Origin of the sequence: Natranaeroarchaeum sulfidigenes (assembly GCF_017094485.1) — an archaeon.
Classification (GTDB): domain Archaea; phylum Halobacteriota; class Halobacteria; order Halobacteriales; family Natronoarchaeaceae; genus Natranaeroarchaeum; species Natranaeroarchaeum sulfidigenes.
Map to the genome: position 1 here is coordinate 712,262 of NZ_CP064786.1, position 23,646 is coordinate 735,907.

The window sequence follows — 23,646 nt, forward strand, 5'->3', positions numbered from 1 at the left end:
GTGGCGACACCGCCCGGCAGAATGAGTTGACTGGGGGGTAACCACCAGAGGTGAGGGCCAGACCCCGTTTGATCGGGTCGGTTCCGCAACAGCCTTTTTATTGCCGGATACCATCCACTCTGTAGTATGACGTTCAGGGGCGACGAGCGCGGCGCGGCCATCCAGATCGGGGCCATGATCCTGTTTGCCTTCATCGTGATCGCGATGGCCTCCTATCAGGCCACCGTCGTCCCCAGCCAGAACTCCGGCGTGGAGTTCAACCACAACCAGGACGTCCAGAGCCAGATGGTCGATCTCACGAACGGGATTGACGCCTCCGCGCGAGAGGGGACGCGCGGGTCACACTCCGTTCGGCTCGGGACGACCTACCCCTCGCGGACCTTCTTCGTGAATCCGGGGTCCCCGAGTGGGCAGTTGCGGACGGTCGAGAACGGGGAGATTGCGTTTGACGGAGTCACCATCGATGACGCTGACAATGTCCAAACATTCTGGACCGATCGGGACTCGATTACGACAAACCGGCTCCAGTACGAACCGAACTACAACGAGTACCGGAACGCACCCACAACCGTCTACGAACACGGCGAACTAATCAACGACAATCCGCGTGGGTCACCGACAACGCTCGCGTCCGGCGACCTCGTCGACGACGGCGAACTGTCACTGATCACGCTCCGCGGGGAGGTACAGGCGGCGTCGAGTTCGACCGTCACGGTGCCCCGGCGGTCGCTGAGCAGTTCGGGGAACACCGTGACGGTCACTGACGGTACGATCACGCTCCCGATCAGCGAGCGCCACGAGTCCTACTGGGTAGAGGAACTCGAAGAATACGACGAGCTCAGTGATGTTGCTGCGAGTGACGGGGCGGTCCAGTTCGACGTCGACGACGAGCTCGACCTGCGGATGGCCGAGGTCGGCGTCGGGAGCGTCACGCGTGGAGAGCCCGAGGACCGTGCTGCGTATCTCTATCAGGTGAATACGGCGACCGTCGAGGTCCGTGATCGGTTCAACAACCCCGTCGAGGGCGCGACCGTCGAGATCGACGGCGACGAGGAAACGAGCGACAGCGACGGACGCGTCTCCGTCGGTGCGAATCGTGTGGGCGACGAGATCGACTGGTCGATCGACGGCAGTACCGTCGACGAGAAGACGCTGACGACGACAGTGGATGAGAACGATGTTGGCGCGGAGGCTGGCGGGTCTGTCGGCACCAGCACGTATGATATCGAATGGTCTGAGCCACAACCTGACGGTAACGTCGAGCCGGGTGATACTGCAGATTACGAGGTCGTGCGGGGCGCTGGCGATTCAATTTTCCTTGCCGAGACAATCCCGGGCGATATCAACGGTGCGAACGTCGACTTCTACTACCGGGACCGTGATAACACAGGTATCAGTATCAAGTCTGAAGACACCGAGTTCACTGATGGTACTGCAGAGGTTGAGATTCGAGACTTCGACGAACTTGGGGAATTTGACCTGTTTGTCGCGAGCGGTGGACACGAAGAACGGATCACTGTTGAAGTTATCTCCGACGCGACTGGGACGTTGGAAGGGCAGATTACAGAACCAGATGGTAGCCCACTTGAAACCGAAGAGGTGACTATCAGCGGTGATGGAATCGACGAGACAGTGATGACCGATGGCGACGGTAATTACGATATTACCGATGTCCTCACCGGAACGTACGAGGATGTTACTGCGAACGCAAACGGGTTCGGGGAATCGGAGCCAGCAACGTTCGAAGTCAACGAAGATGAAACGACCGAACAGGACTTCCAGCTTACCGATGCGACCGACGCGTCTCTCGAAATTACTGACGTGAGCGGGCTTGAAGACGGCACTCCGGGTACGACCTACGATACAGTCGATGTAACCGTCGACGAGCAAAACGGCGTGGCGACTGAGGGCCTCGTAGTGACGCTCTCGATAGACGGCGACACTGAAGGGAACGTCTACGAGGACACAATTGACGCCGATGATATCACCGCGAGCAGTGAGACTACGGTGACGTTCACCGTGGACGATCAGTTCCCAAAAGACGAATACACGTACACGACAACTGCGGATGCCGAGAACGCCGAGGAAGTGAGCGAACAGGGATCGTTCACGGTGAACAATGCAGCAAACTCTGTCGAACAGGTTGGAACACCTGTCGCGACTGGTAACAACAATGCAGGCGTCGACTTCGATATCGGGAATACCGGTGACACGCAGGTGATGATAGACTCGATATCGATAGAGAGTACGACGACGGTCGCAACCCGAATCAACGACCAGAACTCGCCGGAGGTCACAATTGGCGGGACGGAGGCGTTGAACCTCGATAGTGGGGATGGAATCGAAATCGGTGGGAAAACTGAATCCCTCGATACGTCTGTCAGTATCGATCCTGAAAGCGAACTGACTGTTGCGCTAAGGGATTTCGAGGAGGGCGATGGTGACGGTCGAGGGACGCGGGTCGACATGAGTGGAGAAGAGATCGACCTGACTCTGTACTTTGCTGACGGAAGTCAGCGCTCGTATACGATCGTGGTGGACTGATAGATCGTAGGAGTCAGCTAATGATCGCGGTGCAGGTGTTTTGGAGTCCCGAAAGCCCGAACAAGACGACAATCGTCGAAACCCCTATCGACAAACCCATATAGAACCTTCACACACGTCTAGCCATGACTGAAGTCGGTATCGACGCCATCGAGATCAGGACGGGCAACCTCAGACTCGACCTGCCGAACACGTTCGCGCCACAGAAGGGCGAAGATCCCGAGAAGTACACGAAGGGGCTCGGACTGACCGGCAGTTCGTTCCCGGATAGCTACGAGGATATCGTGACGATGGCGGCCAACGCCTCCCATCGCCTGATGGAGCGCAAAGGACTCGAACCCGAGGACATCGGGCGGATCGACGTGGCCACCGAGAGTGCCTTCGACAACTCCAAGCCGGTGTCGACGTACGTCGCTGGCTGTCTCGAACAGGTCTACGAGGGCGATTTCCACCACGCGAACAAGGGCGAGCGAAAGTTCGCCTGTATCGCGGGCACGCAGAGTCTGGACGACGCGTACAACTGGATCCGTGCGGGGCGCAATCGCGGCAAGGCGGCGCTCGTGATCGCCACGGACACGGCGCTGTACGCGCGGGACGATCCCGGTGAGGCGACACAGGGTGCGGGTGCTGTGGCAATGCTCATCGACGAGGATCCGGATCTCGTCTCGCTGTCGGTCGAGCAGGGCTATGGTTCGGCCGACGAGACAGACTTTCTCAAGCCCAACCAGCAGTTCCCGAGCGTCGACGGCAAGCGATCGGTGCAGGTGTATCTCGCGCGGATGCGCGAGGCGCTGGAGGACTACAAGTCCGTGGCGGGGGATATCCACCCCAACGACTTCGCGTACGGTCCCTTCCACACGCCCTTCCCGGGAATGGTGCGCAAGGCTGCCGTGCTGGCGTACCGGAACCTGATCCGCGACACCGACATCGCTGACGTGATGGCCGAGGAGATCGGCGAGCAGCCCCGGCGCGAGGAGTTTGCCGACGACGAGGCATTCTTCGACGCACTGACCGAGTACACCGATGCGCTCTCGGGGACCGAACGGTATCAGGACTGGTACACGGCGACGATCGAACCGACGCTCGGCATCGCTCGCGAGGTCGGCAACTGGTACACCGGCTCGGTCCACGTCGCGCGGATCAGCGCGCTCCGTCACGCCGCCGAGCATGATACCGATCTCGCAGGACAGCGTCTGCTGGTCGGCTCCTATGGCAGCGGGGCACAGGCCGAGATCCATACCGAGACCGTCCAGGGGAACTGGCGCGAGGAGATCGAGGCGCTGAACGTCGACGAACAACTTGAATCGCGCTACGAACTCACATTCTCGGAGTACGAGGAGATCCACGACGCCCACAACCACGAGATGGATACGGAAGTCGAGGAGCTTACGACACCCGAGTCCGAGTTCGTCTTCGATGGCTGGGGTCGGATGGGCGAGCGCAAGTACCGCTACGTCGAGTAAGGCTCAGGCGCGGGCAACAAAGACGGTTCGATGGTCCTGTGGACCATAGCCGTCGTGTCGTTCTACCTCGAATCCATAGTCGTCGAGCGCAGCCGCGGTCTGCTCGTCTTCGAACGGTGTCATCCGGCGCGTGTTGACGAAACACGTCTCATCGGAGAACACGACGGATTGCCATTCCAGTCGCCCGTCGTCGGTGGGGACGTGTCTGGCGATGCGGGCGTAGGCCGGGTCGTCGTCAGTTCCGTCGTCCAGTGCCAGATCGTTTCCCTCTGCCGGTAGTGCTGAGTTGTCGAAGACAACGAGTCCGCCCCCTGCGAGGTGTGTTTCGATCGCTGAGAGTGCTGGCTCCAGGGCGTCCGGCGGGAGGTGATTGACGACGCCACGGATCGCCACGATGGCGTCGAACCGTCCGGACGGGAGGTCAGGGAGCGCCATCCGGTGGAAGTTCACATCGCATTTCTCCCGGGCACGATCAAGCATTCCTGCGTGCTTATCGACCGCAGTTACATCGAATCCGGCAGCGGCGAGTCGGGTCGTGTGTTCCCCTGTTCCACATCCGACTTCCAGCAGTCGATTCCCGTCGATATCATGACGCATCAGCGCCTCGTGGAGGAACTGCACATCCCGGTCGTAGTTCCAGCCCGACTGGATTGCGTCGTACAACTCAGGATATTCGGTGTAGAGATGTTCCGGCATTGGTTTTCACTACTAATAGCGTCCACCTGACGATTTCGGTGGCTTCACAGTGCCCGGTCGTTTTTTGATCGGTGCCGTCGATATTCCAGTATGGAGACGCTCAAGCGCACGCTGCGCGAGGCACCCATCGTCGACCGAGGCGAGTACCAGTACTTCGTCCATCCGGTAACTGACTGCTTGCCGGAGGTCCAGCCGGACCTGTTACGCGAGATCGCAACTGCATTCGAGGACGTCGTAGACTTCGATCGGGTCGACAGGATCATCACGGCAGAAGCGATGGGCGTCCATCACGCTGCTGCCCTGAGCATGCAGACGGGAATTCCGTTCGTGGTCGCCAGAAAACGCGAGTACGGGTTCGAGGATGAGGTTGCAGTCCACCAGACGACGGGCTACGCCGAGGACGAACTCTACATCAACTGTATCGAGGACGGTGAGCGTCTGCTGTTTGTCGACGACGTCTACGCGACCGGCGGGACGATCCGGGCAATGTGTGACGCTATCGCCGAGACCGGTGGCGAACTCGTCGAGGCGGCGGTCGTCATCCGACGCCGAACCGGAGAGGACCCGGTCGAGCTGCCGATCGATGTCCAGCATCTGCTCGAAGTGGATGTCGTAGATGGAGAAGTGGTGATCCTCGACGATGTGACGGCCAGCCACGCCGAATAATCAGGGCAGGTCGCGGATCGAATCGAGCATGCCGTCGACCTCGGCGTTCGAGACGGCCAGCGAGTAACCGTCGATCGCGGCCAGTTTGGGGGCGTGTTCCCAGAGGTCGTCGGGGTCAAGTCCGTGGAGGACGACGGCATTTGGCGTCGGGTTGACCACGCGGAGTGCGACCAGCGGTGACTCCCCGCGGGTGACGCCAGTAAAGACGAGACTACGATTCGTGCTCTGGCCGTACAGTCGGAAGAACTCCTCACTGGAGAGACGGGTGATCGCGCTGATACTGTCGATCACTGTGTGGCCGGTCACCGAGTCCTGTTCTCCGTCGACGATTTCGGTGGCGTCGATAGCATCATAGAACCGGTCGAGCGGGATCGACGTCGAGTACTCGCGCAGGTCCAGAACGATATCGCTCTCGAAACCAGCCGAGAGCACGCGGGCGTACTGACGGATCCGGTCGCCGCCGCGACGCTCGTCGATAGCGAGCAACGCCTCGACGATACGGTTGATGACGCTAATGCCAGGACTCGCGCGGCGGCCGCTCTCGTAATCGCTGATGACCGAGGAGGAGATATCGAGTTCGTCGGCGAGTTCCGTCTGGGAGGCGTCGAAGTCGGTCCGCCACTTGCGCAGGGTCGCGCCGGGATCGTCGCTGAGCGTGATCTCGCCCGCGATCTTTTCGGCGAGATTCCGCCGGGGGTCCTGCTGGGTCGTCATGCACAGTGCTGTGCAAGCGCGGACCAAAAGAATATCGAAAGTGGAATTCGACAGTTGACGAACCCCATCTGAGTATCGGCAACATAAATGCTAACATGGAACAGCCCTGACGCAATATATGCCCTCGACCGTCGTTCACGTCGCTTTCGCCGGACTGATCGGGACAGCATTGCTCGCACGCCACTTTGACGCGAAGTCGATCTTCATCGTCATGGCCGTCACCGCCGCTATCGATCTGGATACGATCATCGATATCTGGATTCCGGGAGCACATCGTGCGTACTTCCACAACCTCGTCTTTCCGACCCTGGTACTGCTGGCGCTGTGGTGGGACGTCCGCTGGCGTGAGGAATCGTACGTCAAAGGCAAGTGGGGCGACTGGGGGGTCCGAGTAACGTGGGTCAGCATGGTCGCGCTGATCTTTGGACACATCCTGTTGGATGCGTTTTTCAACGGCGTAAACCTCTTCTGGCCCCTGCACGACCGATTTTACGATCTCTCGGGTGAACTCCTTATTTCCGATCAGCGCGGGCTCGTCCAGACGTTCATCGACGGCGAGACCGCAGAAGGCACAGTTGAGGATACTCACTACACGACCGGCGTGAATCCGACGCCGGGCGAGACGCCCGAGGACGTCGAGCGACGGTTTCCCATTGCGGGCACCGGCGAGCGCTTCGTACTGACGATCACCGGCTTCGCGGTCGTTGCATTCCGACTGGCCGAGGAGCGTCGGCGAGAATAGAGGGCAGACCGCTCACTCCTGCTCCCGAACTGTCGAGCCGACCACCAGTGCCGCACCGATAATCACGAGATTTTTGATGATGTACTGCCCCTCGACTGTCAGCGCGTGGGGGAAGGTGACGAAGGCTACATCCGGTAACAGTACGAGCGGCAGAAAGGTACCCGGCATCTGTACCGCCAACAGCAGGATACCGAGCCGTATCAGCGGCTTGTAGAGGAGACAGACCCCAATCAACACCTCCCAGACCCCCAGAATCGGGACGAACAACTCGGGCGGAACCACGTAGACCGTCGCGGCGACGAGATCGCCCGCTGGACTGACGCCGAAGACCTTTAGCGCGCCGAACCAGATGAACACGACACCGAGCCCGAACTGCAGAATCGGAAGACTCCACCGGTCCATCCACGCCGCGATTTCTCGGTCGATGCTCTCGAAACGATCTCGATACGGCTCTAGCTGTTCAGGGAGTGACATTGTGGACATTCTGATTACGTCTACGACGAAAATAGGCACTGGTGGGGCTTAATCGCGTCGCCTACGAAGAAACAATAATTAAGAACTTGCACGCTCAGTGGCCGAGCAGCCAGCTCTCGCCGGTTCAGTCGGGAAGATATCTGACGTTGAGCACCCCTTCATCGGCGTCGGATCGGACCTCGACTCGGACGGCGTCCAGCCGGGCTGCGCGTTCAAGCGTCGCAAGGTCGTCGACCACATCAGCGGCGGCAGCCGCAGTTTCCGATGGGGGTACTGAGATGACGTGCAGTTCGCCAGTTCCGGCGCGCTCGACGCGCTCGACGTCGCCGATTGACTGGTCGGCGGCGATCTCTCTGGCCTGTTTCGTCGGCGAGAGCTCGGAATCGACGATCTCGATCTCTCGACGAGCATCGATCTCGAGGACCGACCAGACGACGTCCATCGGGGGTTCCGGTTCGATGGTCGCGTCGACGACGTCCCGCTCGCTCACGTCTGGATTCGTCCCGAGGGTGTGTATCTGCCCGTTCGTCACGTCGCGAAAGACTGCCGAGTCCTCGTCCGCACTGGTGACGACGAACGTGCCTGTCTTTCTTGTCATACTTCCAGTAATCGATCCGGGACACTTCGGGGTTTCGTGTTCGCCTAACCGGCGGGCTCACCGCCAGATCCAGCGCTGGACTGCGTAGATCAGGACGGCCCCCACGACTGGTGGGAGCAAACCCGCAAGCGGCGGCAGTCCGTAGAAGAACTCGATGGCAGGCGAGAGGAGTGCGGGTGGGTCCGAGCGGGCACTTTCGGGGGCAGAGATCACGAGCGAGAGATACATCGAGAGTACAAACAGGTATCCAGCGGCTCCAAGCGCGGCGTCACCTTTCCGATCAGCACGTCCCTTTGCGCGGTTCTTCGCCGCGTAGAGCACTGGACCGACAAGTGGGGCGAGCAAGGCCAGCCCCACGATCGGTAGGAGCGCCCGGCCGATCATATTCGTGGCTGTCGACCCTTCCGTCTGGGCGATCCAGATCGGGAGACCAAGCAGGACCAGCGCTACCATGAATAGTCCAACGAGAGCACTCACCACTGCGTACGAGCGCAACAGCAACGAGTCGCTGGCGCGGACGGTCCGGCCGTAGGACCTGCGGAGAATACTCCGTGAACCACTCTCGGTCGCTGTCCCGTCCGTCGCCGCATCAGTCATTGCCCGCCAATTAGAACGGCGACGGGTTAAACCGCCCGGTACATCGCTGACGAGCCGTTAGTCCCGAAGCTCCCGGCTCGCGTTCCCACGGTGTGCGGCGGGTTTTTGATCCCGCGGGCTGGAACCTCTCGTATGGACGTAGATATCGGTAATGCGCTCGCGACGGTGGCTTCCCCAGGAGTCTCTCGTAACTCGCTGGAGCGCCTCGACGAGGGCGTCACACAGGCCCACGAGCGGATCGAACGTGGTCGGGCGAACAGCGAACACGGCTACGCGGCTCTCAACCTGCCCGAGACCGCCGATCCGTCGAGGATCCGGACTGCAGTCGAACCGTTCGACGACGCTGATCATCTCCTCCTTGTGGGCATCGGCGGAAGCGCGCTCGGTGCGGCGACGCTCGTGGACGCCCTGGACGGAGACCTTTCGGTCCACGTGCTCGATAACGTCGACCCGGCGCGAATTACCCAACAGCTCGATGCCGTCCCGCTGTCGGATACCGCAGTCAACGTCGTCTCCCGCTCGGGGACGACCGCGGAGACGCTGGCGAATTTCCTCGTCGTACGCGATGCGATGAACCAGGCGGGTGTCGACTGGACTGACCGGACGTTCGTCACGACCGGCGATGAAGGGCCGCTGCGTGAGCTTTCAGAGACACACGACCTGCCGAACCTGCAGGTCCCAGATGGGGTACCGGGTCGTTTCTCTGTACTCTCTACAGTCGGTCTTGCGGCCGCCGTACTCGATGGCCACGATATCGAAGCGATTCTTGCGGGGGCAGGCGAGGTCGCTGACGGCCTCACTGGCTCGCTGTTCGAGTGCCCCGCATACGCCTACGGCGCGACGGCGTACGCGCTCGATGTCCGCGGGGCGGCGGTCAACGCGATGATGCCCTACGCCGAGTCTCTGGAGACCTACGCGGAGTGGTTCGCACAGCTCTGGGCCGAGAGTCTGGGCAAGGACGGTCTCGGACAGACGCCGGTTCGGACTCTCGGTGCGACCGACCAGCACTCCCAGTTGCAGCTCTACCGTGCAGGTCCCCGAAACACGATGGTCACGCTGGTCCGGGCGACCGAACGGGCCGACCGGAATATACCGACTACCGATATCGAGGGACTCTCCTATCTCGGCGATCGCTCGCTGGGCGAGCTGCTCGACGCCGAGTTCGCCGCGACCGAGGCAAGTCTCGCCGCGGCGGGACGCCCCAATATCCGGGTGGAAATTGATCGCGTCGACGAGCGCAGTCTTGGGGGGCTCCTCTACGGGATGGAGGCCGCTTGCGTGCTAGCGGGAGAACTCTACGGCGTCGATACGTTCCAGCAGCCCGCTGTTGAGTGGGGGAAACGTGCGGCTCGCGGCCTGCTCGGCGGTGGCGAGTTCGAGGAGGCCGATGCTGTCGACGCGAAAACAACATTACGGATCGAATAGCGCCACTGGAGTGGTGGCCCAAAGCATGGACCGGGGGAGATTCGTCGATATGGGAATCGCCTGCGCGGCTCTCACTGCGGCCGCGACGCTCCAGCCCTGGCCCTCGCCGCCGGTGGTTGACGATGCCCTTCCGATCCCGGTCTCACCACCGTTGCTGGCCACCGCGTTCGCACTCCTTTCCCTCGCCGGGTTTCTTGGTCGCCGGTACGGCTGGCTCGGCCGCTGGACCGGTGTGGTGGCGACGGTCGGCGGAAGCATGGGAGCGGTACTACCTTCGTTGTCCGTAATCGTCGTGCTGACTGACGCGGGGATTGCGGTATCGATCTGGCCGCCGCTGGCAGTTGGGGTCGGCGTGACAAGCGGTGTGATCGGGATAGTCGACTGGGCTGAACTGCGGGTTGACGAGTTACTTGACCGGTTGGACACGCTCCTCGTCGCCAGCATTGTCGCGGTGACTGCGGTGATCGCTACTGGAGTTTTCGACGCGCTGGTCGGCTCGATCACAACCGCACTGTTGGTTGTCGATCGGGGCTTCGCGGATGCTGTGAGTGGCCAGCTTGCGGCCGCAGCCGGATTCGTGACCGTCACGGTGGTGTATCTCTACTGGCGAGAGCGGGGAATCGAGTCCATTGATATCCGCTGGCTGGACACGCGGGAGCTCCTGTACTGTCTTGGAGGATTCATTGGACTGTTGCTCGTCTTGCTCCTCAGTGCGGAGCTACTCGCTGGACTTGGAGTCCCCCCGTCGCCATCTGGTGTCATCGAAGGTGATCTCGATCCCCCTCCTGAGCTGTTCCTTGCTGTGTTGCTCATCTCGGCGTTGCTGGTCGGGCCGGCCGAGGAACTGCTCTTTCGGAGCGTGATCCAGCGATCGTTGTACTCCTCGTTTACCCGGACCAGCTCGGTCGTGCTCAGTAGTGTCCTGTACGCCGCTATCTATCTCCCGGCGTACGCCACCGCTCCGTTTTCGGTCGCACTGGCCGGCCTCGCGCTGGCATTCACACTGTCGCTCGTTCTGGCGGTAACCTACGCACGTACTGACAACGTCCTCGTCCCTGCGCTCATTCACGGCGCGTTTAACGCCTTCCAGTATGCGGTGCTGTACGTTGCCGTGATATACGAGGTTGGACTCGGCTGACTGTCCGTCCCTTCGAAGGCTTTATCGGCCGCCTCGGCATCCGTCCGGATAACAACCATGTCCGAGAAACCCGCCTCTATGTATCGGCAGATAGACAAGCCCTCCTACACGCGCCGCGAGTATATGGGGGGCATTCCCGGCTCGAAGATCGCTCAGCATCAGATGGGCGACCTGCAGGCCGATCCCGATGACTACCCCGTCCAGATCAGTCTGGTCACCGAGGAAGCCGTCCAGCTCCGCCACGGCGCGCTCGAAAGCGCCCGTCTGTCCGCGAATCGCCACCTCATCAAGGAGTTCGGCGAGGGCAACTACAAGATGACCCTGCGGAAGTTCCCCCACCAGGTCCTGCGTGAGAACAAACAGGCAACCGGCGCAGGAGCCGACCGTGTCTCCGACGGGATGCGCCAGTCCTTCGGCAAGATCGTTGGCACCGCCGCCCGGATTCCCGAGGGCGACCGCATCTTCACCGCCTGGTGTGACGTCGATCAGGCCGCCGAGGTCAAAGAAGCCTTCCGACGGTCCTACAACAAGCTCTCGCCGCCGTGCCGGATCGTCGTCGAGCGTGGCGAAGAGCAACTCGTCGCCTGAGATCGGTCGGTGACCGAACAGCATCCTTTTGCGTTTCTGTTCCCCAGTGACGGCTATGATCGACCTCGTCGCGGTCAACCGTGCGGAGACGTTCGAGCGGATCCGCGACCCACTGGCAGACCGAGACATCCGGCTTCATCACGTTCCAGTTACTGAGCGGACACTCGCACTCACGGGCGATGCGGGACGACGTGGGGAGTTCGATGTCGGCTTCGTCTATCCGGGACGACTCATGGAAGGTGGGGTGGCCGACGCACTGTTCGATATCCCCTGGATCAACGGCCGCGAGGCGGTCGTCACTTCACGAAACAAGGGTGGCGTGATCGCTCGACTCGACGCCGCCGGAGTTCCAGTTCCCAAGACGGCCATGGTATCGAACCCTGTCGATCAGGCCGAGCTGGTCGACGTTTTTGAACGATTCGAGCCGCCGGTTGTCGTCAAACCCAACTCGGCGACACGCGGTGTCGGCGTAGCGAAAGTCCACGATCTCGATTCGTTTCTGGGCGTTGTCGACTACCTCGATCTTGTACACGATTACCGCGCGACCGGTGACAAGTCGTTTCTCGTGCAGGAGTACATCGCGGACGCGACCGACTATCGGGCGATGATCGTTGACGGCGAGTACGTCGGTGCCGTCGAACGGCGGTTGCCGGATGACGCGCTTCGCTCCGACCAGTGGAAACACAACGTCCACCGTGGTGCGAACGCGAGCGGTGTCGATCTGCCGGATCGCCTGCGTGAGTTGGCCGAACGGGTAGCAGCGGAGCTAGATATCTCGCTGCTTGGGGTAGATCTCCTCGTAAGCGAGGATCGGGCTGTCGTCAGCGAGACGAATGCGCGGCCGACGGTCGATGCGGCGACGAAGTACGAGAACGGCTTCTATGACCGGTTATCAGCGTCGATCGAGCGGACCGCAAAGCGGTGACGAGAAGTTGGACGGCGTCCGCTGCCCGCGAGCGCGGAGCGCTCAGTCGAGGTCTATGTCCGCGGAGTCGTCGGCGCGGTCGAAGACGACTTCGAGAACGCCGTTGTTGTAGGTCGCGTCGGCGGAGTGTTCGTCGACAGTACCCGGCAGAGAGACCTTGTCGTCGTACTGACGCCGCTCGTTCGCCGCGGAGATCGTCAGTACCTCGCCATCACACTTGAGGTCGATCGCTTCCTTGTCGACGCCCGGGATGTCGGCGATTACACGGATTTCGTCGTCGGTTTCGTGGATGTCGACGTGGGTATCGGCGCCGAACCCCGGCCCGGACTCGAGGCCAGTGCTGGACTCGAAGTCTACATCGCCGCTCATCATATCGTTCATCATCCGCTCTATCTCGCGAAACAGATCATCGAAGGGATCGTCGCGGTCGTCGCGTCTCATAGCTGTGGCTAGTCACCAGCCCAGCAAAAGCCTTCTGTCCATGCTAGAGTAGCGCCGATCACGGTCCAGTCAGACCAGAATCCGTATGTCGACAGTGTCTAGCACCGTGTCCGTTTGGTCATTCGTTCCGGCGGTCCGGAAAGGCAGGTCACAGTCACCGCTACCAGCGATTGACAATCGCTGGTTCAGATCCGTACGTTCGAGATGCTACCGGCCCTTGGAGTTTGTTCAGTCGTCACACGCACGCTCAGTGAACACTTGCTCGCTGGCCCGTGAGTGCTGACGGAACGAGACCCCGAGACGTTCGTCGGTTGTGGCGATGCTCTCGGCGGCGTCTTTCAGGTTGAACATCGCGCGGAGCGCATCGACGTTTTCGGGGACCACATCTGCTTCCTGGTGGATCGCCTGAAAGCAGTAGAACTCGCTTCCGCTGACAGAGATTGACTCGTCCCAGATGCAGTTCTCCCAGATGTCGCCACGAGGGCGTCCAGCATCCCGTGCGAACTCGCGGAGTGCGCCACAGCCCTCGATTCGGGCGGACTCGGGAACGACGAATATCCGGGGTTCCTTTGCTAGCAGGTCGCGAACGGCCTCGATGTCGGGCGTCGATTCGAGCGTGACGTTAACGCCGTGAAGGTGCATCAGTGTGGCAGGGACGGTCACGCCCATAGTATCGATCGAGAGCGAAGGGAAGATCGTTCGGACGTCCGGTCCGTGATGTGAGGGAACGGTAACTGGATCTGGAAGGATATCATTGATCGGACCCCGAGAGGGCTGGTCTGGGTCACCGCCGCGACGGATCAGCGTTGCGCGAACCGCGTCGATGCCATATGCCTCTTTCAGTGGTGCGAGCAATCGCGATAACCCCGTCGTGTTACAGGAGACGACACGCACGTACGACGCATCTCTGGCCTCGTCGTAATTTGCACGGGCGTTGAAACTGGTCTCTGCGACTGCTGGTGTCTCGGCACCCTGAAACACTGCCGGGGTTTCTAGTTGCTCGTACAGTGTGTGGTTCTGCTCGCCGATACCCCCGGGAGTGGCATCAACGATCACGTCGCTCTTGGCGACGAGCTCCCGGATGGTTCCCGCAACGTCGAGACCTGCGGCCTCGAACGAAGCTATCTCGTCCTCGGAGACCGCGTATAGCGGGTACCCGATCGAGGTTGCGTGATCGGCAACGTGGCCCGGAGACGTTTTGGCAACGCCTCGTACAGTCATATCGGGCTGGACACGGACCGCATCGGCGACGCGTTTCCCGATCGTCCCATAGCCGTTAACACCCACGGAGAGCATATCTACGTCTCCAATCCCGAGTGTCATAAATTTTCCTGACCGATTATAGATTAGAATACGTAACCGAGTAGTATATCGACAGCGAGCCCGTGTTCGACTGGACGGAAGACACGCATGGGTCGGCGTAGCAGTGTTTGTTCCTGCTTGTTGGGCGAGTGTATAGTTCCTCAACCAGCACGACTACGTCCGTCACATCTTAATTATTTTTTGCAGTATATGTGTGCTGACCGAGGCGATTTTAGATAAATACTTTACTCAGGACATAGAAAATGTTCAGGTATGAGTGGATCTCCAGACGACCCGACCCGAGTTGGACTGAACGGCTTCGGCCGCATCGGTCGAAACGTATTCCGTGCCGCACTCGAAGACGATACCGTCGAAATCGTCGGTATCAACGATGTCATGGATATCGACGATATGGCGTATCTCCTCGAGTACGACAGCGTCCATGGCCGTACTGACGATGTCTCCGTTGACGGGGATTCGATCGTTGTTGGCGACGAGACGTTCGACGTCTTCTCCAAGCGCGACCCCGCCGAACTGCCGTGGGAAGAGTACGATGTCGACGCAGCCTTCGAGTGTACCGGCCTGTTCCGGAACTACGACGACGCCTACAAGCACGTCGAAGCGGGCGCGGACAAGACGATCATCTCCGCACCGCCGAAAGGTGAAAAGGAGGTCCTGACGATCGTCTTCGGCGTCAACCACGACGAGTACGACGGCGAAGACGTCCTCTCGAACGCCTCCTGTACCACGAACTCCGTGGCACCGGTCGCGAAGGTGCTCGACGAGGAGTTCGGCATCGAATCCGGCGTCCTGACCACGACACACGCCTACACCGGCACGCAGGCACTGGTTGACGGTCCGCTCGCCAAACGACGCCGTGGCCGCGCAGCAGCCGAAAACATCGTCCCGACTTCGACCGGTGCCGCACAGGCCACCACCGAGGTCCTGCCGGAGCTCGAAGGCAAGCTCGACGGTATGGCGATGCGCGTCCCCGTCCCGGACGGCTCCATCACCGACCTGACGGTAGACCTCGCCGAAGAGGTCTCCGCCGAGGAAGTCAACGCCGCGTTCGAGGAAGCAGCCAACGGCGAGCTCGAGGGGGTCATGGGCTACACGGAAGACGAGATCGTCTCCCGTGACGTCATCGGTCAGCCGTATTCGTCCCTTATCGACGCCGAGTCGACCATGAAGGTCGAAGACGGTCTCGTGAAGGTGCTTGCGTGGTACGACAACGAGGTCGGCTTCTCGAACCGCATGATCGACCTCGCGCAGTACGCCCTCGACGAAGCCTGAGCGACGGACCACCTTTTTAATTCACCGCAGCCCATACCAAACTATGTTCGAAACTATCGACGACCTCGACGACCAGCAACGACTCCTGATGCGCATCGACGTGAACGCCCCTGTCGACGACGGGGAGGTGCAGGACAACCGACGGTTCGTGCGTCACGCGGAGACGATCTCGGAACTGCTCGCGAACGATCACGCGATCGCACTGATGGCCCATCAGGGCCGTCCGGGCCGTGACACGTTCGTCACGCTCGAACAGCACGCGGATATCCTTGCGGATCACGTCGGTGAGTCGGTCGAGTACGTCCCCTCGACCTACGGCGAGGAGGCACTGGACGCGATCGACGATCTCGAATCCGGCGACGTGATCCTGCTGGAGAACGTCCGGATGACCGACGAGGAACTCGCCGACCTGACGCCAGAAGAGCACGGCGAGACGGAGTTCGTCCAGACACTCGCACCGGAGTTCGATGCCTACGTCAACGACGGCTACTCGGTCGCCCACCGTGCACACACTTCGATCGTCGGCTTCCCGCAGGTCATGGACAGCTACGCTGGACGTGTGATGGCCGACGAGTACGAGTACAACACCAGCGTCGAGCGCCGCGAGTTCGACGGGAAGGTCACGATGGTGCTCGGCGGCACGAAGGCCGAGGACGTCATCGCGGCGATGGAGCATCTGGATGAAAAGGTCGACCAGTTCCTGCTCGGCGGGATCGTCGGCCACCTATTCCAGCGCGCGAACGGTTACGAGATCGGCAGGGACACGCCGGAGGGTCCTGGCGGCCTCTACGACGACAACTGGGAGGCAAACGAGGAGACGATCCGCGAGGTCATCGACGAGTACGGTGACCGGATCTCCCTTCCCGTCGATGTCGCGCGCGAGGACGAGAACGGAGAGCGGGTTACCGACCGCATGGAGAGCCTGCAGGGCGGGCCCGACGAGTACATGGATATCGGTGAGGCGACGATCGACGCGTACCGGCCACACGTCGAGGAATCCGAGGCGGTCCTCGTGAAGGGCGCGCTCGGCGTGTTCGAGATCGAGGAGTTCAGTTACGGGACCCGTGGCGTCCTGCAGGCGGTCGCCGACACCGACTGTTTCTCGGTCGTCGGCGGTGGCGATACCTCCCGCTCGGTCGAGATGTACGACATCGGGACCGAACACTTCAATCATCTCTCGATCGCCGGAGGGGCATACCTCAAAGCGCTCACCGGCGAGCCACTGGCCGCGATCGAAGCGCTCGAAAAGTAACGCTCTACTCTCGGATATTTTTCGAGCATCGGGAGAACAAGACCTAACACGCTGCCAGCCGAGGAGTCGGTATGAGCGAGCTCTACGAGGCCGCAGAAACTGCAGTACAGCAGTGTCTGAATGTCCGTGCCGAGGAGTCCTGTCTGATCGTTACCGACGACAAGCGCCAGCCGATCGGCGAGGCGCTGTACGACGCCGCAACAGCAGTCACTGACGAGGCGACGATCCTGCGCTATCAGCCGGGGGACCAGCACGGACAGGAGCCCCCAGCCCCGGTTGCCGCCGCGATGGCCGAATCCGACGTCTTCCTCGCGCCGACGACAAAGAGCCTGAGTCACACCCGTGCTCGCGGAACTGCGTGTGAGTCGGGCGCGCGCGGCGCGACGCTGCCGGGAATCACCGAGGACGTGTTCACGACCGGTCTCGACGCCGACTACGAATCGATCGCGTCGGCCTCCGCGGAGCTGCTAGAGACCGTTCAGGACGCCGACGAGATCCGGGTCACGACGCCCGCGGGCACGGACATCACCTTCGCGGTGGGCGGCCGGGAGTGGCAGACAGATACGGGGATCGTTCACGAGCCCGGTGAGTTCTCGAACCTGCCCGCTGGTGAGGTATTTATTAGTCCGACCTCGGCCGACGGAACGTTCGTCGTGGACGGCACGATGCGGCCTCACGGCCTGCTCGGGGAGGGCCAACAGCTCTCCTTCGTGGTCGAGGACGGCTATGTCACCGAAATCAGCGACGACGAGATACGCGCACAGATCGAGACCGCTGGCGAGGAGGTCGGACAGGACGCGTACAACCTCGCGGAACTGGGGATCGGGACGAACGTCGGTGTACCTGAACTGGTTGGATCCGTTCTCCTCGACGAAAAGGCCGCCGGGACCGTACATATCGCAATCGGAGACGACGCCGGGATCGGCGGGGATACCGACGCGCCGCTCCACCTCGATGGAATCTTGCGGGAGCCGACGGTGTTCGTGGATGGCCAGGCTATCGAACTCCCACAGTCTGATCGGTAATGACCGATTCAGACAGTGAGACGTCCCACGAGGTTGCTCTTACGGAGAGTAATAACGGAAGCCCACCCACGATCCCGTCACGGTCACGCCGACTGGTTGCATACCTGCAATACAACCGGAAGCGGATACTGACAGATACAGCAGTGCTGGCGACTTGGGTGCTGTTGACATCGTCGATCTTTAGCTGGATCGGCCTGCCGAACTGGCTCCTCTACGTCGTGATATTTACCGGCGTCGTCGTGTACGCCCGGGCCACGCCAACGTGGGAGCGACCTTACCGAAGTCCCGACTAGACGAACTGCAACAGTGGGAGGGTCACCGCGACGGCCCAGAGCAATGCACCAGTCCTGACGTAGCCGAACTCGATCCCCGGTTTCCGCGCTGTCTGTGACGCCCCTGCAGCGATCAACCCGATCCCAACGGCGAGTGCGCCACGATGGACGAACGTGTCGAGTGGGAGCGTTGTCACACCCATAACCGTGTAATCGAGGAAGATAGCGACTGCAAAGCCAAGGGCTGCCGCGGTAAACGCCTGTGATCGATCAAGCTGTCGCGTCGTGAGATAGGCCGCGATCGGAAACCCGATCACCAGCAGCGGGTAGAAGACGGCCACGATGAGCTTTGGGTTGAGTTCGGGGAGAAGACGCTCCGCGCCGACCGCACCGAACCGAATGGACAGGTAGAGAGCGACCAGCACGGCGACAGCCAGCAACGAGCGCACCGTCGTCTGAACGTCGTCGTTCGACCACAGCTCCTGACTATGCTCGACCGTCCGGGCCGCCCTGAGTGAACCAAGCAACAGGCCAGCAAACAGCAGGTACGTGGCACGGTCGTCGAGATCGACGATCGTCACCCAGCCGTCCGCATCGGAGCTCTCGTCGTTACCGAACCGATCACGGCTGAGGTTCTCGACATACCATCGGTCGATGAACTCCTCCTCGACGGCTAGCTGGGAGTCTTCGATACTGTGGACGGTGTGTCGCAGATGGAACCAGTCCCAGTGCTCGTCGTGGGCCTGCATCGCGGTCCAGTCCCCGTCGTCTGGATCGTTGTAGGCCCGAATATGACGCCGGTCGCCGAGATAGTCACCGTCCGCTAGCTGATATGACTCCACGAGCCACACCGGCGTTCCGTCGGCCGGATCGACATACACGTACCGGGTCGCACCATCCGCGCCGCCCCACGCCACGGTCGACGTTGCGTTTCCATCAATCTCGAACTCCTCTGCTGGGGCGATATCCTGTTCGTCCTCTTCGATGTCTTCCCAGTCTGCGAGCGTGGACTCTCGCAGTGCGCGCTCGGTCACATCGGAATCGCCATAGACGACGAGGTTAATCGAGAGCGTTCGTTCCTGAGTGCTCGACTCTCGACTCGTGTACGGCCACAGTTCCGACCCGTCTTCCAGCGTCACAGTTTCGGGTTCCTGGGTCGACGCTGGTTCGGAGAACTCGGCGGTCACTATCGACGCGCCAGCGATCGTAGCGATCACGACGAACAGGATGGTGACCGCCGTTGACGGGCGGACATCGAAAGGCACACTACTCATTTCCGAGTATTACGTATATAACGCTTGTGGGCCCGGCAGCTGGGGAGACTACCCGAATAACAACTGGATGCGAAACGGAGCCATTACGACCGACCTCGGCGTATGATTTTAGTGTGCGGAATCGTTAATGGTTCATGTATGGGATTCGGTAGCTACGACGAATCCGAACAGGAAAATCAGGATTTTGATACGGATATTGATGAGAACAACGTCGGAGCGGGCAGCGAGCACGACGGCGAGATAGAGTACGAGATTGGGGCATCGAACAACGAACTCCTTGACCGTCTCGAAGAGATCAAAGACGAGTGACGTCGATGCGGCCCGGAACGCGGGCGCTTGGGATCGCCGAATCGTACAGCGGTTCGGCTGATGAGTCGTACGCCACGCTTGCGGGCGCGGTCGTTCGGGCTGATCGAGTAGTAGATGGCATTGGCTTCGAACGGACCACTGTCGGCGGTCTGGACGTGACCGACGCTGTCTGTCGTCTGGTCGACCGCGACGACATCCGTTATGTACTGCTATCGGGGATCGCACTATCTTGGTACAACCTCTGTGATCTCCAGGCAGTATATGACCGGATCGATCGGCCGATACTCTCGGTGAGCTATGAAGACAGTACCGGACTAGAACCGGCGATACGACGCGAATTCGAGGGGGAATCGCTCCGGAAACGCCTGGAGATCTATCGGTCTCTACCCACCCGACAATCGGTATCCGTCGACGGCAACACGATTTTTGTTAGATCGATTGGAGATGTCGACACCGAGACAGTCGTGCAGAGATTTGCCTCTGGGAATGGCCGACCAGAGCCTGTGCGTGTCGCTCGGTTGGCTGCACGGGCAGCACACGCCTACCGACATAGCTGACACACCTCTCCAATCCGTCGTGAACTATCCTGAAGAATCCCGAACGAACAGGGAGTCATCCCGACAATCTGGAGACAGTAGTTTCATTATCGAGACGCTCGTGGATACATATAGGATGTCGTTACTGATAGTTACAGGAATTGTCGCCCTCGGCACTGCCGCCCTCCTCGGAGCCCTCCTAGTGGTCTGTGTCGGTCCCTCCCACCTCTCTGCGCCCCTCCGTGAACCCGAGGTGTTCAAGCGCCGCCTGTACAACGTCGCGCCGTTTTTGGTTGTGCTTGTACTCGTACTTGGAATTAACAAAGGTCTCCACGACGTCAGTCAGGACATCTCGTGGGTGGTCGGACAAAACGTCACAGGTGTGTTATATGGTATCGAAGGAGAGTTCCTCATTGCGCTCCAGAACGCGTTTCCGGAGCAAGCAGCGTTTTACTTCTCGTTTATTTACGTGTTCGGCTACGTGGCGTTGCTCGTCTTCCCGATGATCGCATATCTGTTCAGCGATAGCCTTCACAACCTGAAAGTGACGCTGATCGCATACGCAGCCAACTACGGTATCGGTGTCTTGATGTACACGCTGTTTATCGCCTATGGCCCGCGTAACGTGATGGACGGGTTGCTCAGCCAGCCGATGTACGAGGTGTACCCCGAAGTGATGTTTCTGACCTCGGCGGTCAACACCAACACCAACGTCTTCCCCTCGTTGCACACCTCGCTTTCGGTTACTGCAATGATTCTGGCACTGATGAGCCACCGGGAGTTCCCCCGCTGGACACCGTTCGCGCTCCTGCTGGGAACAAGCGTCGTGATTTCGACGATGTATCTGGGTATCCACTGGTTGACTGATGTGGTCGTCGGCGTGGCACTCGGTGCGCTGGCCGTCTACATCGGCGAGTACGTTGTCAACCGGGCCGACCGCTCCGGACTATTGAACGATCTGGACGACGACCAGCTATCGTTCACCGTTTCGGACTGATACTCTCTGAGAACCGCCAGAGCGGCCCTTCCCTTTACGCGAAGGCTGCGAGGCCGATTGCTCACTGTCCTCCCACCGTTTCTCGTGACGCTTTCGCGTCACTCGAAGGCTGCAAGGCCGATTGCTCACTGTCCTCCCACCGTTTCTCGTGACGCTTTCGCGTCACTCGAAGGCTGCAAGGCCGATTGCTCACTGTCCTCCCACCGTTTCTCGTGACGCTTTCGCGTCACTCGAAGGCTGCAAGGCCGATTGCTCACTGTCCTCCCACCGTTTCTCGTGACGCTTTCGCGTCACTCGAAGGCTGCAAGGCCAGTGAGATCCTCACCCACGATCAACGAATGAATATCGTGGGTCCCCTCGTAGGTGTAGACGGTCTCCATGTTGGCCAGGTGGCGCATCGGCGAGTAGTCCGTGGTGATACCGTTCCCACCAAGTATTTCACGAGCTACAGCGGCCTGCTTGCGAGCCATCCGAACGTTGTTGCGTTTCGCCATCGAGACCTGCTGTGGACGCAGATCACCGCGTTCCTTCAGGTCGGCGAGCCGGTGGGCCAGTAGCTGGGCCGTCGTCACCTGCGTTGCCATTTCGGTGAGTTTCTCCTGTTGCAGCTGAAAGCCCGCGATCGGTCGGTCGAACTGCTCGCGATCGGTCGCGTACTCGCGGGCCGTCTCGAAGCAGTCCCGGGCCGCGCCGACCGCCCCCCAGGCGATGCCGTACCGGGCCTGGGTCAGACAGGAGAGCGGCCCTTTCATCCCCGTAACGTCGAGGACGTTCTCCGGCGGAACATAGGCGTCGTCCATCGAAATCTCACCGGTCGAGGACGCCCGCATCGAGAGCTTGCCGTCGATTTCGCTCACCGTTACTCCGTCAGCGTCAGTCTCGACGAGGAAGCCACGGACCGGCTGACCCTCCGCGGAGACGTCCCGTGCCCAGACTATCGCGAGGTCAGCGATCGGCGCGTTCGTGATCCACGTCTTCGTTCCTGTGAGCAGGTAGCCGTCGCCGTCCACCTCTGCACGGGTCTCCATGCTGGCCGGATCGGACCCGTGTTCCGGTTCCGTGAGCCCAAAGCAGCCGACTGCATCGCCCTGACCGAGCGCGGGGAGCCAGCGGTCCTTCTGGGCGGCGGTGCCGAAGGCGTGGATCGGATACATCACGAGTGCGCCCTGGACGCTCGCCATCGAGCGAATCCCCGAATCGCCCGCTTCCAGTTCCTGCATGAGCAGGCCGTACGCTCGCTCGCTCACGTTCGCCGAGCCGTAGCCCTCCAGATTCGGCGCATAAAACCCCAGATCACCCATCTCCTCGATCAGGTGTTCGGGGAACTCGCCGGACTCGAACCACTCCCCGACAGACGGTTTTACGCGGTCCGCGACGAACTCCCGGGCCGTGTCGCGGATCAGCCGCTCTTCTTCGGCGAGGTCGGCCTCCAGATCGACATAATCGAGCATGGTGGGAATTCTACCCGTGGGGCCAAAATACGTCCGCCGGTGACTACAGAACTCGAAGTACAACACTACAGTTCTAGAAGCATTACACTACAGCTATTGAAGTATGGCACAGCAGGCCGGAGAAGTCCGCTCAGGTCGGAACCGCTACCGAAGTTGGTTCTCAGTCTGCCCCTGCCGGATCCACGGCGTCACTGCCGACGGCGGTCTCGGGCTGACGCAGATCGTCAACGAAGTCGAGCCAGTTCTCGAAGACCAGTTTCGCCTCGCAGGCCTTCGCGTAGTTCTCCTCGGTGATGCCGTCGAGTACCTGCTGAATGCGCTCGTCGGCCAGATCCTTGCCGAGCGTCACCTCACGAGCAGTTTCGGTGTCGTACTCGGGATGGAACTGGACGCCGAACACCCGATCCTTGCGGAACGCGTGGATCGAGTAGTCGTTCTCGGCGAGCACCTCGGCACCGGGGGGTGGCGAGACCACCTCGTCGGAGTGGGTCGTAAAGGCGGTGAACCGCTCGTCGATCCCGTCGAACAGCCTCGACTCGCCGTGGTGTTCGATCTCGCGGTAACCGATCTCGTACTCGCCCATATCCGCGACTTCGCCGCCGAGCGCGTCGGCCAGTAGCTGGTGGCCCCAACAGACGCCTAGACACGGCAGCCCTGCCTCGATAGCCCCCTGCACCCACTCTCGCGTGGGTGCGATCCAGTCTTCGTCCCAGTACACGGAGACGCGTGACCCTGTGACGACGACCCCGTCGAAGCGCCGGACTTCGGATGGAACCTCGACGTTAGTTACGTCGAACTCCACGAGGTCGGCGTCGAGCTCCCGGCGGAAATTCCGCCGGTTGTGCTCGGGGTCGTGGGCTGCGTTCAACACGGCGATGCGCGGTCGACTCATCTGTACTCAACTGGAGGCCGTACACGCTAAAA

Annotated in this window: 25 protein-coding genes; 15 read left to right on the forward strand and 10 right to left on the reverse strand. The window is 60.9% G+C overall.

Going from position 1 to position 23,646, the window contains the following annotated elements; translation table 11 throughout:
* Nucleotides 1-126: 126 nt before the first annotated feature.
* Together AArcS_RS03660 and hmgB are read left to right on the forward strand one after the other, a co-directional pair.
* Complete coding sequence (locus AArcS_RS03660; protein WP_238479065.1) at nucleotides 127-2,544, forward strand: carboxypeptidase-like regulatory domain-containing protein; 2,418 nt, start codon at nucleotides 127-129, stop codon at nucleotides 2,542-2,544.
* A gap of 125 nt (nucleotides 2,545-2,669) precedes the next feature.
* On the forward strand, nucleotides 2,670-4,007 hold the full coding sequence (gene hmgB, locus AArcS_RS03665; RefSeq protein WP_238479066.1) for a hydroxymethylglutaryl-CoA synthase: 1,338 nt from the start codon (nucleotides 2,670-2,672) through the stop codon (nucleotides 4,005-4,007).
* 3 nt (nucleotides 4,008-4,010) lie between these two features.
* Here hmgB and AArcS_RS03670 read toward each other — a convergent pair whose 3' ends face one another.
* Nucleotides 4,011-4,703 carry a class I SAM-dependent DNA methyltransferase gene (locus AArcS_RS03670; RefSeq protein ID WP_238479067.1) on the reverse strand — a complete coding sequence of 231 codons (693 nt, stop codon included), beginning with the start codon at nucleotides 4,701-4,703 and terminating at the stop codon, nucleotides 4,011-4,013.
* 90 nt (nucleotides 4,704-4,793) lie between these two features.
* Here AArcS_RS03670 and hpt point away from each other — a divergent pair, with 90 nt between their 5' ends.
* Nucleotides 4,794-5,369, forward strand: coding sequence for a hypoxanthine/guanine phosphoribosyltransferase (hpt, locus tag AArcS_RS03675; protein ID WP_238479068.1), 576 nt, complete (start codon nucleotides 4,794-4,796; stop codon nucleotides 5,367-5,369).
* Here hpt and AArcS_RS03680 read toward each other — a convergent pair whose 3' ends face one another.
* Nucleotides 5,370-6,083, reverse strand: coding sequence for a helix-turn-helix domain-containing protein (locus AArcS_RS03680; protein ID WP_238479069.1), 714 nt, complete (start codon nucleotides 6,081-6,083; stop codon nucleotides 5,370-5,372).
* 118 nt (nucleotides 6,084-6,201) lie between these two features.
* On the opposite strand from AArcS_RS03680, the gene AArcS_RS03685 reads away from it, so the two are divergent.
* Complete coding sequence (locus AArcS_RS03685) at nucleotides 6,202-6,825, forward strand: metal-dependent hydrolase (RefSeq protein ID WP_238479070.1); 624 nt, start codon at nucleotides 6,202-6,204, stop codon at nucleotides 6,823-6,825.
* A gap of 12 nt (nucleotides 6,826-6,837) precedes the next feature.
* On the opposite strand, the gene AArcS_RS03690 is transcribed toward AArcS_RS03685, so the two are convergent.
* From AArcS_RS03690 to AArcS_RS03700, 3 genes are all read right to left on the reverse strand, one after another.
* Nucleotides 6,838-7,299 (reverse strand): DoxX family protein, encoded by a 462-nt coding sequence (locus AArcS_RS03690; RefSeq protein WP_238479071.1) that lies wholly within the window; start codon nucleotides 7,297-7,299, stop codon nucleotides 6,838-6,840.
* Nucleotides 7,300-7,423: 124 nt separating this feature from the next.
* Entirely contained in the window at nucleotides 7,424-7,897 is a 474-nt protein-coding gene (locus AArcS_RS03695; RefSeq protein WP_238479072.1) for a DUF5812 family protein, read from the reverse strand.
* 57 nt (nucleotides 7,898-7,954) lie between these two features.
* Nucleotides 7,955-8,494, reverse strand: a complete 540-nt coding sequence (locus AArcS_RS03700; RefSeq protein WP_238479073.1) for a DUF8056 family protein — start codon at nucleotides 8,492-8,494, stop codon at nucleotides 7,955-7,957.
* A 132-nt stretch (nucleotides 8,495-8,626) separates the two neighbouring features.
* Between AArcS_RS03700 and AArcS_RS03705 the strand changes: the two genes are divergently transcribed.
* From AArcS_RS03705 to AArcS_RS03720, 4 genes are read left to right on the forward strand one after another with little or no spacing between them, the layout of a single operon-like run.
* Complete coding sequence (locus AArcS_RS03705; protein WP_238479074.1) at nucleotides 8,627-9,919, forward strand: phosphoglucose isomerase-related protein; 1,293 nt, start codon at nucleotides 8,627-8,629, stop codon at nucleotides 9,917-9,919.
* Between the two features lie 49 nt (nucleotides 9,920-9,968).
* Entirely contained in the window at nucleotides 9,969-11,057 is a 1,089-nt protein-coding gene (locus tag AArcS_RS03710; protein WP_238479075.1) for a CPBP family intramembrane glutamic endopeptidase, read from the forward strand.
* Between the two features lie 57 nt (nucleotides 11,058-11,114).
* Nucleotides 11,115-11,645: a 50S ribosomal protein L16 gene (locus tag AArcS_RS03715; RefSeq protein WP_238479076.1), complete on the forward strand. Its 531-nt coding sequence runs from the start codon at nucleotides 11,115-11,117 to the stop codon at nucleotides 11,643-11,645.
* A gap of 55 nt (nucleotides 11,646-11,700) precedes the next feature.
* The gene (locus AArcS_RS03720; protein ID WP_238479077.1) at nucleotides 11,701-12,570 is read left to right on the forward strand and encodes an ATP-grasp domain-containing protein; all 870 of its coding nucleotides are present in this window, start codon (nucleotides 11,701-11,703) and stop codon (nucleotides 12,568-12,570) included.
* A gap of 42 nt (nucleotides 12,571-12,612) precedes the next feature.
* Here the strand turns inward: AArcS_RS03720 and AArcS_RS03725 are convergent, their stop codons facing one another.
* Both AArcS_RS03725 and AArcS_RS03730 read right to left on the reverse strand, forming a co-directional pair.
* Entirely contained in the window at nucleotides 12,613-13,011 is a 399-nt protein-coding gene (locus AArcS_RS03725) for an Hsp20/alpha crystallin family protein (protein ID WP_238479078.1), read from the reverse strand.
* 228 nt (nucleotides 13,012-13,239) lie between these two features.
* The gene (locus AArcS_RS03730) at nucleotides 13,240-14,307 is read right to left on the reverse strand and encodes a type II glyceraldehyde-3-phosphate dehydrogenase (RefSeq protein WP_238479079.1); all 1,068 of its coding nucleotides are present in this window, start codon (nucleotides 14,305-14,307) and stop codon (nucleotides 13,240-13,242) included.
* A 279-nt stretch (nucleotides 14,308-14,586) separates the two neighbouring features.
* On the opposite strand from AArcS_RS03730, the gene gap reads away from it, so the two are divergent.
* From gap to AArcS_RS03750, 4 genes are all read left to right on the forward strand, one after another.
* Entirely contained in the window at nucleotides 14,587-15,606 is a 1,020-nt protein-coding gene (gap, locus tag AArcS_RS03735; RefSeq protein WP_238479080.1) for a type I glyceraldehyde-3-phosphate dehydrogenase, read from the forward strand.
* Nucleotides 15,607-15,649: 43 nt separating this feature from the next.
* Nucleotides 15,650-16,858, forward strand: a complete 1,209-nt coding sequence (locus AArcS_RS03740) for a phosphoglycerate kinase (protein WP_238479081.1) — start codon at nucleotides 15,650-15,652, stop codon at nucleotides 16,856-16,858.
* Nucleotides 16,859-16,929: 71 nt separating this feature from the next.
* Entirely contained in the window at nucleotides 16,930-17,883 is a 954-nt protein-coding gene (locus AArcS_RS03745; protein ID WP_238479082.1) for an aminopeptidase, read from the forward strand.
* On the forward strand, nucleotides 17,883-18,176 hold the full coding sequence (locus AArcS_RS03750; RefSeq protein ID WP_238479083.1) for a DUF8119 family protein: 294 nt from the start codon (nucleotides 17,883-17,885) through the stop codon (nucleotides 18,174-18,176). The genes AArcS_RS03745 and AArcS_RS03750 overlap by 1 nt, the downstream gene beginning before the upstream one ends.
* On the opposite strand, the gene AArcS_RS03755 is transcribed toward AArcS_RS03750, so the two are convergent.
* Nucleotides 18,173-19,429, reverse strand: coding sequence for a hypothetical protein (locus AArcS_RS03755; RefSeq protein WP_375139630.1), 1,257 nt, complete (start codon nucleotides 19,427-19,429; stop codon nucleotides 18,173-18,175). The genes AArcS_RS03750 and AArcS_RS03755 overlap by 4 nt on opposite strands.
* A 138-nt stretch (nucleotides 19,430-19,567) precedes the next feature.
* On the opposite strand from AArcS_RS03755, the gene AArcS_RS03760 reads away from it, so the two are divergent.
* The 3 genes from AArcS_RS03760 (at nucleotide 19,568) to AArcS_RS03770 (ending at nucleotide 21,271) form a co-directional block, all read left to right on the forward strand.
* Nucleotides 19,568-19,738 (forward strand): DUF5786 family protein, encoded by a 171-nt coding sequence (locus AArcS_RS03760; protein ID WP_238479085.1) that lies wholly within the window; start codon nucleotides 19,568-19,570, stop codon nucleotides 19,736-19,738.
* Between the two features lie 5 nt (nucleotides 19,739-19,743).
* A complete protein-coding gene (locus AArcS_RS03765; protein ID WP_238479086.1) occupies nucleotides 19,744-20,295 on the forward strand; it encodes an endonuclease dU in 552 nt (183 codons plus the stop codon).
* A 115-nt stretch (nucleotides 20,296-20,410) separates the two neighbouring features.
* Nucleotides 20,411-21,271: a phosphatase PAP2 family protein gene (locus tag AArcS_RS03770; RefSeq protein WP_238479087.1), complete on the forward strand. Its 861-nt coding sequence runs from the start codon at nucleotides 20,411-20,413 to the stop codon at nucleotides 21,269-21,271.
* 290 nt (nucleotides 21,272-21,561) lie between these two features.
* Here AArcS_RS03770 and AArcS_RS03775 read toward each other — a convergent pair whose 3' ends face one another.
* The gene (locus tag AArcS_RS03775) at nucleotides 21,562-22,722 is read right to left on the reverse strand and encodes an acyl-CoA dehydrogenase family protein (RefSeq protein ID WP_238479088.1); all 1,161 of its coding nucleotides are present in this window, start codon (nucleotides 22,720-22,722) and stop codon (nucleotides 21,562-21,564) included.
* A gap of 160 nt (nucleotides 22,723-22,882) precedes the next feature.
* Nucleotides 22,883-23,614: a type 1 glutamine amidotransferase gene (locus tag AArcS_RS03780; protein ID WP_238479089.1), complete on the reverse strand. Its 732-nt coding sequence runs from the start codon at nucleotides 23,612-23,614 to the stop codon at nucleotides 22,883-22,885.
* Between the last annotated feature and the right edge of the window lie 32 nt (nucleotides 23,615-23,646).

Coding starts and splice junctions, on each gene's coding strand:
- AArcS_RS03685 (WP_238479070.1), top strand. CDS start 6,202: ATGCCCTCGACCGTCGTTCACGTCGCTTTCGCCGGACTGATCGGGACA.
- AArcS_RS03730 (WP_238479079.1), bottom strand. CDS start 14,307: ATGCTCTCCGTGGGTGTTAACGGCTATGGGACGATCGGGAAACGCGTC.
- AArcS_RS03720 (WP_238479077.1), top strand. CDS start 11,701: ATGATCGACCTCGTCGCGGTCAACCGTGCGGAGACGTTCGAGCGGATC.
- AArcS_RS03760 (WP_238479085.1), top strand. CDS start 19,568: ATGGGATTCGGTAGCTACGACGAATCCGAACAGGAAAATCAGGATTTT.
- AArcS_RS03715 (WP_238479076.1), top strand. CDS start 11,115: ATGTCCGAGAAACCCGCCTCTATGTATCGGCAGATAGACAAGCCCTCC.
- AArcS_RS03670 (WP_238479067.1), bottom strand. CDS start 4,703: ATGCCGGAACATCTCTACACCGAATATCCTGAGTTGTACGACGCAATC.
- AArcS_RS03740 (WP_238479081.1), top strand. CDS start 15,650: ATGTTCGAAACTATCGACGACCTCGACGACCAGCAACGACTCCTGATG.
- AArcS_RS03775 (WP_238479088.1), bottom strand. CDS start 22,722: ATGCTCGATTATGTCGATCTGGAGGCCGACCTCGCCGAAGAAGAGCGG.
- AArcS_RS03710 (WP_238479075.1), top strand. CDS start 9,969: ATGGGAATCGCCTGCGCGGCTCTCACTGCGGCCGCGACGCTCCAGCCC.
- AArcS_RS03780 (WP_238479089.1), bottom strand. CDS start 23,614: ATGAGTCGACCGCGCATCGCCGTGTTGAACGCAGCCCACGACCCCGAG.
- AArcS_RS03755 (WP_375139630.1), bottom strand. CDS start 19,429: ATGAGTAGTGTGCCTTTCGATGTCCGCCCGTCAACGGCGGTCACCATC.
- AArcS_RS03745 (WP_238479082.1), top strand. CDS start 16,930: ATGAGCGAGCTCTACGAGGCCGCAGAAACTGCAGTACAGCAGTGTCTG.
- AArcS_RS03765 (WP_238479086.1), top strand. CDS start 19,744: ATGCGGCCCGGAACGCGGGCGCTTGGGATCGCCGAATCGTACAGCGGT.
- AArcS_RS03750 (WP_238479083.1), top strand. CDS start 17,883: ATGACCGATTCAGACAGTGAGACGTCCCACGAGGTTGCTCTTACGGAG.
- AArcS_RS03680 (WP_238479069.1), bottom strand. CDS start 6,083: ATGACGACCCAGCAGGACCCCCGGCGGAATCTCGCCGAAAAGATCGCG.
- gap (WP_238479080.1), top strand. CDS start 14,587: ATGAGTGGATCTCCAGACGACCCGACCCGAGTTGGACTGAACGGCTTC.
- AArcS_RS03660 (WP_238479065.1), top strand. CDS start 127: ATGACGTTCAGGGGCGACGAGCGCGGCGCGGCCATCCAGATCGGGGCC.
- AArcS_RS03700 (WP_238479073.1), bottom strand. CDS start 8,494: ATGACTGATGCGGCGACGGACGGGACAGCGACCGAGAGTGGTTCACGG.
- AArcS_RS03725 (WP_238479078.1), bottom strand. CDS start 13,011: ATGAGACGCGACGACCGCGACGATCCCTTCGATGATCTGTTTCGCGAG.
- hmgB (WP_238479066.1), top strand. CDS start 2,670: ATGACTGAAGTCGGTATCGACGCCATCGAGATCAGGACGGGCAACCTC.
- AArcS_RS03690 (WP_238479071.1), bottom strand. CDS start 7,299: ATGTCACTCCCTGAACAGCTAGAGCCGTATCGAGATCGTTTCGAGAGC.
- AArcS_RS03705 (WP_238479074.1), top strand. CDS start 8,627: ATGGACGTAGATATCGGTAATGCGCTCGCGACGGTGGCTTCCCCAGGA.
- AArcS_RS03695 (WP_238479072.1), bottom strand. CDS start 7,897: ATGACAAGAAAGACAGGCACGTTCGTCGTCACCAGTGCGGACGAGGAC.
- AArcS_RS03770 (WP_238479087.1), top strand. CDS start 20,411: ATGTCGTTACTGATAGTTACAGGAATTGTCGCCCTCGGCACTGCCGCC.
- hpt (WP_238479068.1), top strand. CDS start 4,794: ATGGAGACGCTCAAGCGCACGCTGCGCGAGGCACCCATCGTCGACCGA.